We start from the raw sequence: 13,105 nt of genomic DNA, 5'->3' as shown, positions 1-13,105 counted from the left end.
CATTGTTTTTCTCAGCTGCGGGTATTAACCCAGATTGGCTGCAACCTTGCTTTGGGCCTGTCCTTTGCGCTTGATGACAAAGCCAATGCCCAGTACCACCAGCCAGGCGGGGATCAGTTCGACCGAGATGCGGAAATCGGGGGTCATATACATGATCACCAGAATACCGGCCATGAACGCGAGGCAGAGATAGTTGCCGAAGGGGTACCAGAACGCCTTGAACTTGGGCTGGACGCCCTCTGCGACCTTGGCCTTGCGGAACTTGAGGTGCGCGAGGCTGATCATCGCCCAGTTGATCACCAGTGCGGAGACCACCAGCGCCATCAGCAGGCCGAACGCCTTGCCCGGCATCAGGTAGTTGATCAGCACGCAGAGCAGGGTGGCGATGGCCGAGACCGAGAGGGCAACCAGCGGCACGCCGCTCTTGTTGGTCTTGAGCAGGGCTTTCGGGCCGTTGCCCTGTTTGGCCAGACCGAACAGCATCCGGCTGTTGCAGTAGACGCAGCTGTTGTAGACCGACAGTGCCGCCGTCAGCACCACGATGTTGAGTACGGTGGCGACCAGATTGCTGTCCAGTGCGTGGAAAATCATCACAAACGGGCTGCCGCCTTCCACCACTTTACCCCAGGGGTAGAGGGACATCAGGATAGCCAGAGCACCGATGTAGAAGATGAGGATGCGGTAGATCACCTGATTGGTGGCCTTGGGAATGCTCTTCTCGGGATTGTCCGCTTCGGCGGCGGTAATACCAACCAGCTCCAGACCGCCAAAGGAGAACATGATCACCGCCATCGCCATCACCAGACCGCTGATGCCGTTGGGGAAGAAACCGCCCTGAGCCCACAGGTTGGTGACGCTCGCCTCGGGGCCGCCGGCACCGGAGAGGAGCAGATAGCCGCCAAAGCCAATCATGCCGATAATGGCGACCACCTTGATGATGGCGAACCAGAACTCCATTTCGCCAAACGCTTTGACGTTGGAGAGGTTGATGGCGTTGATCAGCACGAAGAAGAAGGCTGCCGACATCCAGGTCGGGATCTCGGGCCACCAGTACTGGACATAGATGCCCACTGCGGTCAGCTCGGCCATGCTCACCAGCACGTAGAGCACCCAGTAGTTCCAGCCGGACGCAAAACCGGCAAACTCGCCCCAGTATTTGTAGGCAAAGTGGCTGAAGGAGCCAGCTACCGGCTCTTCAACCACCATTTCACCGAGCTGGCGCATGATCAGGAAGGCGATAAAGCCGCCGATGGCATACCCCAGCAGGACTGAGGGGCCTGCCATCTTGATGGTTTGGGCAATGCCCAGAAAGAGGCCGGTGCCGATGGCGCCGCCCAAAGCAATCAACTGAATGTGGCGGTTTTTAAGGCCGCGCTTCAGCTCCTCACCGTCTTGTTTCAAATCCATGGGTCTGTCCTTACGTCTCTGTTGTCTCTGGTCGGTGTTGGGCTCATCCTGAGCAGGCACGCAGTGCGTAGCCAAAACCTGACGAAAGCTGTATTTATTTCGTTACGCCATGCCGTTTTCAATTTTTAGTGTTGGCTGGCAACCGAAGCAGAATAGTGATAATCCGCCATGAATGCACCTGTTTTCCATCTCTAATGGCCGTGTTTTGTACCAAAGGCAGCTTTTTCATGATCTGAAGAGGCTTCTTGGTAGTTTTTGGTTGATATTTGTGCAATCGAATTCTGTTTTATTGACATTTTGTCTTATTGGTGTGCTTTGGTGGTACCAAGCCACAAATGGATGCAAATGATGCCAAACAAACGAGAGTACAGGGAAGAGTGCAGGGAGTTGGAGCACAGGGAACGCGAAAGCGTGCTGCAACAAGGGGTTGCTCGGGGAGTGCTGGTGACGCTCTGGCTGGCGATAGCTGCCAGTCCGCTGCTGTTGCTGGTGGTCGCCACCATGCTGCTGGGTTGGCTGTTACTCGGTGATCAGGAGTTGCTGCACTACTGGCAGCCGCTGTTGCTGGTTGGTGGGGTAACGGGGGCGCTCGTTGGCGGCTGGCTGGCGGAGCGGGTTCGCCTGCGCCACGGTTTGCTGGCCTTCTATGCCCGGTTGATGAACAACCCTGAGCTCAATCGTTAGTTAACGCTGGCTGTTTGCCGAGCGCAGCAGAACGGAATCGAATAGCAGCTAACTGGCAGCGGGTGACAAGGGCACAACGGCAAGGTCGACAAGAAGAGGGATAAGCATTTGTGGTGCTTATCCCTTTTTTATCCATGCTTTTCACTGTCATCTATGTGAATTGCAGTTAGCAACAGCTGACTTTCGCCGAGACACTGTAACTTTTATCTTTTGTTGATGCCGATAGCTGTCAAGCTGGATTAACAGAGCTGGCGGCGCAGACCGGTCGCCTCGAGAACCTTGGCGCTGATCTCCTCCACCGAGTGGGAGCTGGTATCGAGGAAGCGTATCGCCTCCTGGCGAAACAGCCTTTCCACGCAGGCCAGCTCTTGCTCGCACTGTTCGATGGAGGAGTAGCGGCTGTTAGCGCGGCGCTGGTTACGGATCTCGTGCAGCCGCTGCGGCGCTATGGTGAGGCCAAACAGCTTGTGACGGTTGGCCTTGAGGGGGGCGGGCAGCTCCAGCATCCCCATGTCCTGCTCGATAAAGGGGTAGTTGGCGGCGCGAATGCCAAACTGCAGCGCCAGATAGAGGCTGGTGGGGGTCTTGCCGCAGCGGGAGACCCCGATCAGGATGATGTCCGCCTCATCGTACTCTTTGGTGGTGATGCCATCGTCGTTGGCCAGTGCGAAGTTGACCGCCTCGATGCGATCGTCATAGAGCTTGCGATTCTCCATACCGTGGGTGCGGTGGAGGCGGGGCTCGGCTTTTACCCCCAGCTCCTGCTCCAGCGGGCTGACGAAGGTATTGAGAAAGTCGTGGCCGCACGCCTCCGATTTCAGTACCTCTTCCCGTACCAGCGGGTCGACGATGGTGTGAAACAGGATGGGGCGTACCCCGGTCTGGCGGAACTGCTCGTCGATCCGCATCCGTACCTGACGGGCTTTCTCCAGTGTCTCCACAAAGGGGATAGTGATCTGCTCGAAGGCCAGCGGAAACTGGCTCAGTACCGCGTGGCCGAACACTTCGGCGGTGATGGCGGTGCCGTCTGAAACATAAAATACGGTGTGCACGTAGGGCTCCTGTGATACCGCGGGTGGGATCGCATGGGGTAAAGGGTGAGAAGTATCTCCCGAAACCATATCAGTTTTGTCAACCAGTCTGCTGTGCCCAAGTTGTGAAGTGGCTTGCAAACCTGAATCGTTATCTTTTTGTGTCGCCATTGTAGAATGTTCCGGTCATTCGACCATCCCCAATGCTTGCTCGGGGATTTTTTTGAAAACCAATGGAAAACGTTTTCATGGTCGTTGGCAACAGAAGAAACAGACAATAACGCACCTGACTTACCCATAACCTCATCGATTAAATCGGGCGCACGAGGTGCTATGGCATCGGTGCCCACCAACCTGGAGACATCCAAGTGCAACAGTACGTGCTCTGGTACGAACAACTCGGAATGCAGGACGTAGAACGAGTTGGCGGCAAGAACGCATCCCTTGGCGAGATGATCAGCAACCTCTCTGGCGCCGGCGTATCCGTGCCGGGGGGCTTTGCCACCACCGCCTTTGCGTTTCACGAGTTTCTGGAGTCAAGCGGCCTCAACGGCAAGATCCACCATCTTCTCGACAATCTGGACGTGGACGATATCGCCGCCCTCAACCGGGCCGGTCAGCAGATCCGCGACTGGGTGATCGAAGCCCCGTTCCAGCCCGAGCTGGAGCAGGCGATCCGGGTTGCCTATGAAAAGTTGAGTGCAGGAGTCGAGGCCTCGTTTGCGGTGCGATCCTCCGCCACCGCCGAGGATATGCCGGACGCCTCCTTTGCCGGTCAGCAGGAGACCTTCCTCAACGTACGTGGCATTGATGCCGTCATGACGGCGGTCAAGCATGTTTTTGCTTCCCTGTTCAACGATCGCGCCATCTCCTATCGGGTGCATCAGGGCTATGACCACAAGGGCGTTGCCCTCTCGGCCGGGGTGCAGCGGATGGTGCGTTCCGATCTCGCCGCCTCCGGCGTCATGTTTACTCTGGATACCGAGTCCGGCTTCAACGACGTGGTTTTTATCACCGGGGCCCATGGTCTTGGCGAGATGGTGGTGCAAGGGGCGGTCAACCCGGACGAGTTCTATGTGCACAAGCCGACCCTCAAGGGGGGGCGCCCGGCGGTGGTGCGCAAGACCCTCGGCTCCAAGCTTATCAAGATGACCTATTCGGACGATGCCGGTCACGGCCGTCAGGTGAAGATTGTCGACACCGATGAGGCCGAGCGCAGCCGCTTCTGCATCACAGATGAGGAGGTGATGGCGCTGGCGAAACAGGCCCTTATCATCGAGCAGCACTATGGCCGCCCGATGGATATCGAGTGGGCTAAGGATGGTCAGGATGGCCAGCTCTATATCGTGCAGGCTCGCCCGGAAACCGTGCGCAGCCGTCAGGAGGCCAACACCCTCGAGCGTTTTGCACTCAAGCAAGCGGGTAAGGTGTTGATCGAGGGGCGTGCCATCGGCCACAAGATTGGCGCGGGCCCGGCGCGGGTCATCTCCTCCATCAGCCAGATGGACGAGGTGCAACCCGGCGACGTGCTGGTGACTGATATGACCGATCCGGACTGGGAGCCCATCATGAAGCGGGCCTCCGCCATCGTCACCAACCGTGGCGGCCGCACCTGCCATGCTGCCATTATCGCCCGCGAGCTGGGCATTCCGGCAGTGGTGGGCTGTGGCAACGCCACCGACCATATTCAGCCGGGCCAGCGGATCACCGTCTCCTGCGCGGAAGGGGATACCGGTTTTATCTATGACGGCGAGCTGGACTTCGATGTGGCAGTGACCGAGGTGGGCAATATGCCACGCCTGCCCATCAAGATCATGATGAACGTCGGCAACCCGGACAGGGCGTTCGACTTTGCCCAGTTGCCTAATGCTGGCGTAGGACTGGCACGCCTTGAATTCATCATCAACCGGATGATCGGCGTGCACCCCAAGGCCTTGCTGGAGTTTGACCAGCAAACCCCAGAGCTGCAGGCCACCATCGGCAAGATGATCGCCGGTTACGACAGCCCGCGGGAGTTCTATGTGGCCAAGCTGACCGAGGGGATCGCCACTCTGGGGGCCGCCTTCTGGCCGGAGCGGGTGATCGTGCGGATGTCGGACTTCAAGTCCAACGAGTACGCCAATCTGGTGGGCGGTCGTGGCTACGAGCCCCACGAGGAGAACCCGATGATCGGTTTTCGTGGCGCATCCCGCTACATCGCCGACAGCTTCCGCCCCTGCTTTGCCCTCGAGTGCGAGGCGATCAAGCGGGTGCGCGATGTGATGGGATTGACCAACGTCGAGGTGATGATCCCCTTCGTGCGCACCGTGGGCGAGGCGGAGCAGGTGATCGACATCCTGGCCGAGAACGGTCTGCGCCGTGGCGAGCGGGGGCTCAAGGTGATCATGATGTGCGAGATCCCGAGCAATGCCCTCTTGGCAGACAAGTTCCTCGAACACGTGGACGGCTTCTCCATCGGTTCCAACGACATGACCCAGCTGACCCTTGGGCTGGATCGGGATTCCGGGCTCATCGCCCATCTGTTCGACGAACGCAACGAGGCGGTCAAGGCGCTGCTGGCGATGGCGATTCAGGCTGCGCGCAAGGCGGGCAAGTACGTGGGGATCTGTGGCCAGGGGCCATCCGATCACCCGGATTTTGCCGCCTGGCTGGTGGAGCAGGGGATCGACTCGGTGTCGCTCAACCCCGATACCGTGGTCGATACCTGGATCTATCTGGCGGAGCAGCATGGCGCCAAGTAAGCCACTATCGACATGAGTAGATTAGAAAGGGGGCCCTAATTGCCCCCTTTTGATCGTTATTATCTTATGTTTTGCCCTTGGGCTTATTCCACCAAGCTCATGCCGGGGATCTGGCGCCAGTAGCCGTTGCAATCGCGATCCTGCTGCAGAACGAGGGGCTGATTGCCCTGCTGGTTAGCCTTGAAGCGGGCCAGCATCTCCAACGTATCCATCCCTTGCGGCGACAGCCTGACCACATCTACCAGACCCTCCATACCAGCCAGCTCGTTACCCAGGTTGTAGCAGTAGCCGGACTGGGTCTGGATCCCGTTGAGATTGAACACCCGCTGCCCCTCGCGGCTGTTGGCCAGTCGTCCGGTGGGATAGTTGATGCAGGCGAGCTCGCAGTTGTCTTTCGGTTTGTCGAGGGAGCGGGCAGTGAAGCAGCGCGCCGAGTAGGCGAGCGGCAGATGGCCGTAGGCAAACACCTCCACCTCAAATTGGTCGCGCAGGGAGCCCAGATCCTGATTGAGCTGGATCAGCCAGTCACGGGAGAGCTCCACCGGCATGACCCAGCGTTTCATCCCCTGTTTGAGCAACATGCGCAGCACATCGGCGTTATAGGCGTTGATGGCGGGACCACAGACGAAGGGGATCCCTGCTTCCCAGGCGAGTTGCACTGTACCGAGATCGTTGGCTTCGACCATCAGGTCGCCATTGTCGACCAGCCGCTTCACCTCTTTGAGTTCGGAGGGGGCGGAGATAAGGGCGAGGGTCGAGAGCACCACCTGCTTGTCGGAGCAGGCCATCTGACGGGCCAGCGCAATCCAGTCATCGACTTTGAGTTCGCGCCGCTTGCTGCAGACGGTCTCCCCCAGATAGATGATGTCGGCCTGACTGTCGGCAGCGGCATGGTAAAAGGCTTCGGTATCGGCTTTGGGCCAGTAGAAGAGCAGGGGCCCGAGAGAAAATTGCATGGGTGGACTCCTTATTGCCACTGACGATGGTAGGCGCCGAGGGTAGTCTGGCTACCTTCGGAGACGCGGGCGAGCTGGGCATCCCACTCAGCTTTGACCTGATAGGCCTCGGGATTGGCCTGATAGGCATCGATGGCCGCACGCCACACTCGGGTCACTTGCTCCACATAAGCAGGGCTGCGTTGGCGCCCTTCAATCTTGACCGACTGGATCCCGGTCTTGAACAGCTCGGGCAGGAGACCCAGGGTATTGAGACTGGTGGGCTCTTCCAGCGCGTGGTAGGTCTGGCCATCCACGTCGAAACGCCCCTTGCACAGGGTCGGGTAACCGGCATTTTCGCCCGGGCCATAGCGGTCGATCAGCACTTCGTTGAGTCGCGACTCGAGGCCGTTCGCGGTCTCTTCCCAACGGACGAACTTGGCCGGTGAGCAGGCGCCGACTGTGTTGGGGCTTTCGCCAGTCATGTAGGAGGAGAGATAGCAGCGCCCCTCGGCCATGATGCAGAGGCTGCCAAAGGCGAATACCTCGAGGCCAACATCGGTCTCACGGGCCAGTTGCTTGACCTGATGCATGGAGAGCACCCGGGGCAGCACTACCCGTGTGACATTGAATTGCTGCTGATAGAAGCGAATGGCGGCGGCATTGGTGGCGCTGGCCTGCACCGAGACATGGAGTTCCATCTTGGGGTAGTGGCGGCTGGCATATTCCAGCACGGCGAGGTCAGCGATGATTAACGCATCGGCGCCGAGGGCTACTCCGCGATCAACCGCCTGTTTCCATCGTGCATCGGCCCCGGGATGGGCAAAGGTATTGATGGCAATATGCAGCTTGCGACCATGTTGATGCACATAATCCACCGCCTTCTCCAGTTTGCTGTCGGTAAAGTTGAGACCGGCAAAGTGGCGGGCATTGGTGTCATCCTTGAAACCGATATAAACGGCATCGGCCCCGTTATCCACGGCGGTTTTCAGTGCCGGCAAACTGCCTGCCGGACAGAGTAATTCCATTGGTACGCTCCGAGAGTGCATATGAAGGGCAAACGAGCCCTGATTGTATGCAGCCATGCACTCCCGCTTTTTGACCTGAGGCAGCTTTGTGTGGCTTTACCCTTCTTGAGGTAACCCTGCACAAGTTTGATTTCCAACAGGATCTTGCCACACTCCCTGTGTTTGAATGCGCAAAAAAGGGAGTCTATCGTGTTTCAACAACTGCAACGCCGCCTGGTCGAACAGGCTCCGCGCTTCTTGCGCCATCCCCTCAAGCTGGTTCCCTTCAATCTGCAAAAGCAGCTGATGGAGAGTTTGCTGGCCCGGGTTTTCAAAGAGGCTATCGAAGATGGCGATTTCGAGTTTCTGGCAGACAAGTGGCTGAAAGTCGAAGTCTCTGATCTGGAGCTGTGCTGGTTTATCAGTGAGCAGAATGGCCAGCTGGTGGTGGCTCGCGAGTGTGACAAGGCCGATGTCTGCTTCAGCGGTACCGCCAACGACCTGATCCTGATTGCCGGTCGCAAAGAGGATCCGGATTCGCTCTTTTTCCAGCGCAAGCTGAAGATAGAAGGGGATACCGAACTGGGTCTTGAGGTGAAAAACCTGATGGACAGTCTGGATCTCGATGGCTTGCCAAGCCTGATGAAGTATCCCCTGATGGATCTGGCGACGTTTATCGAACGCGCCCGTACCGAGTCAGCGCAGGCTCCGGTGCAGACGGCGCCGGGCGGGATCCCGTCTTAAGTGGACAATCACCCCATGGGCATGGCGACGATAATGGTGCCGTGCCCAGAGACAACGACAGGCCCACAGACAGGGCACCAAGGCGATGAGTGCCGCAGGGGCGGGCAGCTGTGACATGGCCAGCCCCACAGCCAGCCAGATGAAGGGCTGCGCTTCATACAGCCACTCCGGCTGTAGCCAGCGTTTGCTTGGAAAGATAATCAGGTCGGTACGCCGGTAACTGGAGCGCATCATCCAGGTCACCGCTCCGGCGATAAACAGCAAGGCGCCTGCAAACCAGAGCAGGGGCTGTTCACTCAACGTAATAATGGCAATGGCTGCCAGCAGGTAGAGGCTGGGCAATCTCTCATAGATAAAGGGAGGAAGCATGGCGTTGTGTCTCCTGTGCCGTTTATCGGATATCCATCAAGTTTAGTCCCCCCCTCTCACTTCCCTCATGCTGGTTTGTTATACAAACAGGTGGTTTTGTTCTGAAATGGCTCGGCTTTTACGGTGCCAACATTGCGTACTCTTATGTTACAATTGCGCGCCATTTTTGACTGAAGATTGACTGGGTATGTTGGATCAGATTCGTATCGTTTTGGTAAACACCTCTCATACCGGCAACATGGGGTCTGCGGCACGCGCCATGAAGACCATGGGGTTGACCCAGCTGGTATTGGTTGATCCGCAAGCCTTGCCGGATGACAATGCCTTCGCCCTGGCGGCTGGTGCCAGCGATGTGCTTGCAAATGCCCGTATCGTCCCGACACTGGACGACGCGATCGCCGATTGTGGTCTGGTGATTGGCACCAGCGCCCGCTCTCGAACCCTGAGCTGGCCGATGCTCGATCCCCGTGAGGCCGGCGAAAAGTCGGTGGTTGAGGGGATGCAGCACCCGGTTGCGTTGGTGTTTGGTCGTGAGCGCACCGGTCTCACCAACGACGAGTTGCAAAAGTGCCACTACCACGTGGCCATTCCGGCCAATCCTGATTACAGCTCTCTCAATCTGGCCATGGCTGTACAGACCCTCTGTTACGAAGTGCGGATGCGCTGGCTGCAGGGGCAGGCCGCCGAGCTTGAAGATGAGATGGCCTATCCGAGTGCCGCCCAGCTGGAAGGGTTTTATCAGCACCTGGAACAAACTCTGATGAAGACCGGTTTTATTGCTGATGATCATCCGGGTCATGTGATGAGCAAGCTGCGTCGCTTGTTCAATCGGGCTCGGCCGGAAGCGGCGGAGCTCAACATTCTGCGCGGTATTCTGACCTCGGTGCAGAAAGCGCGCGTACCGGATTAATCCGACTGATTTACTCAACCATATACTTGACTGATTTGGTCGGGTATGTGACCATGTGCCCCATTAAATTGCTTCGCAAGACGGTAAGGCACATGAGACTGACTTCAAAAGGACGTTACGCTGTAACCGCCATGCTCGACGTGGCGCTGCATGCAGAGCAGGGGCCCGTCCCCCTTGCCGATATTTCCGAGCGCCAGGGCATCTCGTTGTCCTATCTCGAGCAGCTCTTTGCCCGCCTGCGTAAACATGGTCTGGTGAGCAGCGTGCGTGGCCCGGGCGGTGGTTATCGCCTCGGGTTGGCCCCAGGCGAGATTTCGGTTGGTCAGGTGATCACCGCGGTCGATGAGTCGGTCGATGCCACCAAGTGTCTCGGCAAGGGCGGCTGCCACGGTGGTACCCAGTGCCTGACGCACTCCCTGTGGCGCGATCTGAGCGAGCGGATCTCCAGCTTCCTCGGGGATATCACCCTGGCCGAGCTGGTACGCCAGGCCGATGTACGCCGGATTGCCGGCAAGCAAGATGAACAAATGAAGACCGTGTTGTCCCTGGTTGATCGGGCAGAACACGGCGATGTGAGCTTGAAAGTCCAACTATAAACGTGCTTTCCACAGCGGGACTCTGTATGACCCGGACTGTGACGGAGAAAAACATGAAACTGCCTATTTACCTTGATTATTCGGCAACCTGTCCGGTGGACCCGCGTGTCGCAGAAAAAATGATGCAGTGTCTCACCATGGATGGCCTGTTCGGCAATCCGGCTTCCCGTTCTCACCGCTTTGGCTGGCAAGCCGAAGAGGCGGTGGATCTGGCCCGTAATCAAGTGGCAGATCTGATCGGTGCCGATCCCCGCGAGATCGTCTTCACTTCCGGTGCGACCGAATCCAATAACCTGGCTATCAAGGGTGTTGCCCACTTCTATGCCAGCAAGGGCAAGCACATCATCACCTCCAAGACCGAACACAAGGCGGTGCTCGATACCTGTCGCCAGCTGGAGCGTGAAGGGTTCGAGGTGACCTACCTTGAGCCGATGCCCAACGGCCTGTTCACTATCGAGATGATCGAGAATGCCATGCGTGATGACACCATCCTGGTCAGCATCATGCATGTGAACAACGAAATCGGCGTGGTTCAGAACATTGCCGCCATCGGCGAGTTGTGCCGTTCCCGCAAGATCCTGCTACACGTGGATGCCGTTCAGAGTGTGGGCAAGATCCCGGTCGATGTGGAAGCGCTGAAAGTGGATCTGCTCTCCGTCTCTGCGCACAAGGTGTATGGTCCGAAAGGGATCGGTGCGCTGTTTGTTCGCCGCAAACCCCGCGTTCGTCTGGAAGCCCAGATGCATGGCGGTGGCCACGAGCGCGGCATGCGTTCCGGTACTCTGCCGACCCACCAGATCGTCGGGATGGGCGAAGCTTTCCGCATCGCCAAAGAAGAGATGGTGAGTGAAGGCGAGCGTATCTTGGCACTGCGCCAGCGTCTGTGGAATGGCATCAAGGATATTGAAGCCGTCTACATCAATGGCGATCTTGAGCAGCGTGTTCCGGGCAACCTCAACGTCAGCTTTGCCTATGTGGAAGGGGAATCCCTCATCATGGCGCTGAAAGATTTGGCGGTCTCTTCCGGTTCGGCCTGTACCTCCGCCAGCCTGGAACCTTCCTATGTGCTGCGCGCACTGGGCCTGAACGACGAGCTGGCACACAGCTCCATCCGTTTCAGCATGGGTCGCTTCACCACCGAGGAAGAGATTGACTACGCGGTCAAGCTTATTCGTGACTCCATCGGTCGTCTGCGCGAGATGTCCCCTCTGTGGGAGATGTACAAAGACGGCGTCGATCTGAACACGGTCGAATGGGCTCATCACTGATCTATCTGGTCAGTGAGCAACAGAATTAGCAGGAGTGAGATATGGCTTACAGTGAAAAAGTAATCGACCACTACGAGAATCCTCGCAACGTCGGTGGTTTCGACAAGAATGATCCCAGCGTTGCAACCGGCATGGTCGGTGCGCCCGCCTGTGGCGACGTGATGAAGCTGCAATTGAAGATCAGCGACGAAGGCATCATCGAAGATGCCAAGTTCAAGACCTACGGCTGCGGTTCCGCCATCGCCTCCAGCTCCCTGGTGACCGAATGGGTCAAGGGCAAGACCCTGGACGAAGCGGCTGGCATCAAGAACACCGATATCGCCGAAGAGCTGGCTCTGCCACCGGTGAAGATCCACTGCTCCATTCTGGCCGAGGACGCCATCAAGGCTGCCATCGCCGATTACAAGCAGAAGAAAGGTCTCTAAGCGCCGGAGAGCAGTATGGCTATTACCATGACAGATGCCGCCGCGGCACGGGTTTCCTCTTTTTTGGCTAACCGGGGCAAGGGCATTGGCCTGCGCCTCGGCGTCAAAACCACCGGCTGCTCCGGTCTGGCCTACGTGCTTGAGTTCGTTGATGAACTGACCGATGAGGATCAGGTGTTCGAGCAGCAGGGCGTCAAGATTATTGTCGATGCCAAGAGCCTGATCCATCTGGATGGCACCGAGCTGGATTTCGTCAAGGAGGGCCTCAACGAGGGCTTCCAGTTCAACAATCCCAACGCCAAAGGCGAGTGTGGTTGCGGCGAAAGCTTCAGTGTCTGAGTTGTTTGACGTCAATGATCCTTCGTCTGTGGTTGAGCGGGTTGCCCATGACCCGTTCAACCACATCTCATTTGCCAAGGGCGAGTGAGGTTGTGGCGAATGTTCCCAAGAGGTTTGCATGAATCATTTCGAGCTGTTTGGGCTGGTTGAAGGCTTCGAGCTCGATACCCGTCAGTTGGCTGATACCTACCGCCAGCTGCAAACCCAATTCCATCCTGATCGTTTTGCCACCGCCCCCGAACGGGAGCAGCTGGCTGCGGTGCAACGTGCCGCCCAGATCAACGAAGCATTCACCACCCTCAAGGCGCCGCTACGCCGTGCAGAATATCTGCTCTCCCTGCGTGGCACTGATATCCGTGGTGAACAGCAGACCCTGCAAGATACCGCATTTCTGATGCAGCAGCTGGAGTGGCGCGAGCGTCTGGCCGATCTGAAAGATGACGCCGACCCTGAGCGCGCCATCAAGGATTTTCGCAGTGAGATCAGGCATGATCACCAGATGTTGATGCAGCAGCTGACCGAGTCTCTTGCCGCCGGTAAAGATCTCGTTGCCGCTGATTGCGTTCGCAAACTCAAGTTTGTCGACAAGCTCCTTGAAGAGCTGGAACGATTCGAAGACTCGCTTCTCGAGTCTTGATCCTTTAACGCT

14 protein-coding genes are annotated in these 13,105 nt (G+C 57.8%); 9 read left to right on the top strand and 5 right to left on the bottom strand.

Annotation, left to right across the window (positions count from 1 at the left end):
- Window positions 1-24 precede the first annotated feature (24 nt).
- Complete coding sequence (locus tag G5149_RS02270; RefSeq protein WP_005352966.1) at window positions 25-1,407, bottom strand: amino acid permease; 1,383 nt, start codon at window positions 1,405-1,407, stop codon at window positions 25-27.
- Window positions 1,408-1,755: 348 nt separating this feature from the next.
- Here G5149_RS02270 and G5149_RS02265 point away from each other — a divergent pair, with 348 nt between their 5' ends.
- Window positions 1,756-2,091, top strand: a complete 336-nt coding sequence (locus tag G5149_RS02265) for a hypothetical protein (RefSeq protein WP_337072067.1) — start codon at window positions 1,756-1,758, stop codon at window positions 2,089-2,091.
- 239 nt (window positions 2,092-2,330) lie between these two features.
- Here G5149_RS02265 and ppsR read toward each other — a convergent pair whose 3' ends face one another.
- Window positions 2,331-3,143, bottom strand: coding sequence for a posphoenolpyruvate synthetase regulatory kinase/phosphorylase PpsR (ppsR, locus tag G5149_RS02260; RefSeq protein ID WP_005344832.1), 813 nt, complete (start codon window positions 3,141-3,143; stop codon window positions 2,331-2,333).
- Between the two features lie 347 nt (window positions 3,144-3,490).
- Between ppsR and ppsA the strand changes: the two genes are divergently transcribed.
- On the top strand, window positions 3,491-5,863 hold the full coding sequence (gene ppsA, locus G5149_RS02255) for a phosphoenolpyruvate synthase (protein WP_337072068.1): 2,373 nt from the start codon (window positions 3,491-3,493) through the stop codon (window positions 5,861-5,863).
- Between the two features lie 83 nt (window positions 5,864-5,946).
- Here ppsA and G5149_RS02250 read toward each other — a convergent pair whose 3' ends face one another.
- Both G5149_RS02250 and ubiU read right to left on the bottom strand, forming a co-directional pair.
- A complete protein-coding gene (locus G5149_RS02250) occupies window positions 5,947-6,819 on the bottom strand; it encodes a U32 family peptidase (protein ID WP_337072069.1) in 873 nt (290 codons plus the stop codon).
- Window positions 6,820-6,830: 11 nt separating this feature from the next.
- Entirely contained in the window at window positions 6,831-7,826 is a 996-nt protein-coding gene (gene ubiU, locus G5149_RS02245; protein ID WP_421211386.1) for a ubiquinone anaerobic biosynthesis protein UbiU, read from the bottom strand.
- Window positions 7,827-8,015: 189 nt separating this feature from the next.
- On the opposite strand from ubiU, the gene ubiT reads away from it, so the two are divergent.
- Window positions 8,016-8,549, top strand: coding sequence for a ubiquinone anaerobic biosynthesis accessory factor UbiT (ubiT, locus tag G5149_RS02240; RefSeq protein WP_005344837.1), 534 nt, complete (start codon window positions 8,016-8,018; stop codon window positions 8,547-8,549).
- Here ubiT and G5149_RS02235 read toward each other — a convergent pair.
- Entirely contained in the window at window positions 8,502-8,918 is a 417-nt protein-coding gene (locus G5149_RS02235) for a hypothetical protein (RefSeq protein ID WP_005344838.1), read from the bottom strand. The two genes, ubiT and G5149_RS02235, sit on opposite strands and share 48 nt — an antisense overlap.
- Before the next feature lie 187 nt (window positions 8,919-9,105).
- On the opposite strand from G5149_RS02235, the gene trmJ reads away from it, so the two are divergent.
- From trmJ to hscB, 6 genes are all read left to right on the top strand, one after another.
- Window positions 9,106-9,828, top strand: coding sequence for a tRNA (cytosine(32)/uridine(32)-2'-O)-methyltransferase TrmJ (gene trmJ, locus G5149_RS02230; protein ID WP_337072071.1), 723 nt, complete (start codon window positions 9,106-9,108; stop codon window positions 9,826-9,828).
- Between the two features lie 92 nt (window positions 9,829-9,920).
- Complete coding sequence (iscR, locus tag G5149_RS02225) at window positions 9,921-10,424, top strand: Fe-S cluster assembly transcriptional regulator IscR (RefSeq protein WP_026035025.1); 504 nt, start codon at window positions 9,921-9,923, stop codon at window positions 10,422-10,424.
- 53 nt (window positions 10,425-10,477) lie between these two features.
- Window positions 10,478-11,692 (top strand): IscS subfamily cysteine desulfurase, encoded by a 1,215-nt coding sequence (locus G5149_RS02220; RefSeq protein ID WP_013723838.1) that lies wholly within the window; start codon window positions 10,478-10,480, stop codon window positions 11,690-11,692.
- Between the two features lie 41 nt (window positions 11,693-11,733).
- Complete coding sequence (gene iscU / locus G5149_RS02215; protein WP_005333813.1) at window positions 11,734-12,117, top strand: Fe-S cluster assembly scaffold IscU; 384 nt, start codon at window positions 11,734-11,736, stop codon at window positions 12,115-12,117.
- A 15-nt stretch (window positions 12,118-12,132) separates the two neighbouring features.
- Entirely contained in the window at window positions 12,133-12,456 is a 324-nt protein-coding gene (iscA, locus tag G5149_RS02210; protein ID WP_005333812.1) for an iron-sulfur cluster assembly protein IscA, read from the top strand.
- A 118-nt stretch (window positions 12,457-12,574) separates the two neighbouring features.
- Entirely contained in the window at window positions 12,575-13,093 is a 519-nt protein-coding gene (gene hscB, locus G5149_RS02205) for a co-chaperone HscB (RefSeq protein WP_042013204.1), read from the top strand.
- The last annotated feature ends 12 nt before the right edge of the window (window positions 13,094-13,105 follow it).

The organism is Aeromonas sp. 600479 (genome assembly GCF_049175515.1).
GTDB lineage: Bacteria > Pseudomonadota > Gammaproteobacteria > Enterobacterales > Aeromonadaceae > Aeromonas > Aeromonas veronii_A.
The sequence above is the reverse complement of the archived record's forward strand: the minus strand, read 5'-3'. Positions and strand labels throughout refer to the sequence as shown.

Excerpts from the sequence above, each read along its gene's own strand:
- G5149_RS02270 (WP_005352966.1), bottom strand. The coding sequence starts at position 1,407 with ATGGATTTGAAACAAGACGGTGAGGAGCTGAAGCGCGGCCTTAAAAAC.
- G5149_RS02265 (WP_337072067.1), top strand. The coding sequence starts at position 1,756 with ATGCCAAACAAACGAGAGTACAGGGAAGAGTGCAGGGAGTTGGAGCAC.
- G5149_RS02250 (WP_337072069.1), bottom strand. The coding sequence starts at position 6,819 with ATGCAATTTTCTCTCGGGCCCCTGCTCTTCTACTGGCCCAAAGCCGAT.
- ubiU (WP_421211386.1), bottom strand. The coding sequence starts at position 7,826 with ATGGAATTACTCTGTCCGGCAGGCAGTTTGCCGGCACTGAAAACCGCC.
- G5149_RS02235 (WP_005344838.1), bottom strand. The coding sequence starts at position 8,918 with ATGCTTCCTCCCTTTATCTATGAGAGATTGCCCAGCCTCTACCTGCTG.
- trmJ (WP_337072071.1), top strand. The coding sequence starts at position 9,106 with ATGTTGGATCAGATTCGTATCGTTTTGGTAAACACCTCTCATACCGGC.
- iscR (WP_026035025.1), top strand. The coding sequence starts at position 9,921 with ATGAGACTGACTTCAAAAGGACGTTACGCTGTAACCGCCATGCTCGAC.
- G5149_RS02220 (WP_013723838.1), top strand. The coding sequence starts at position 10,478 with ATGAAACTGCCTATTTACCTTGATTATTCGGCAACCTGTCCGGTGGAC.
- iscU (WP_005333813.1), top strand. The coding sequence starts at position 11,734 with ATGGCTTACAGTGAAAAAGTAATCGACCACTACGAGAATCCTCGCAAC.
- iscA (WP_005333812.1), top strand. The coding sequence starts at position 12,133 with ATGGCTATTACCATGACAGATGCCGCCGCGGCACGGGTTTCCTCTTTT.
- hscB (WP_042013204.1), top strand. The coding sequence starts at position 12,575 with ATGAATCATTTCGAGCTGTTTGGGCTGGTTGAAGGCTTCGAGCTCGAT.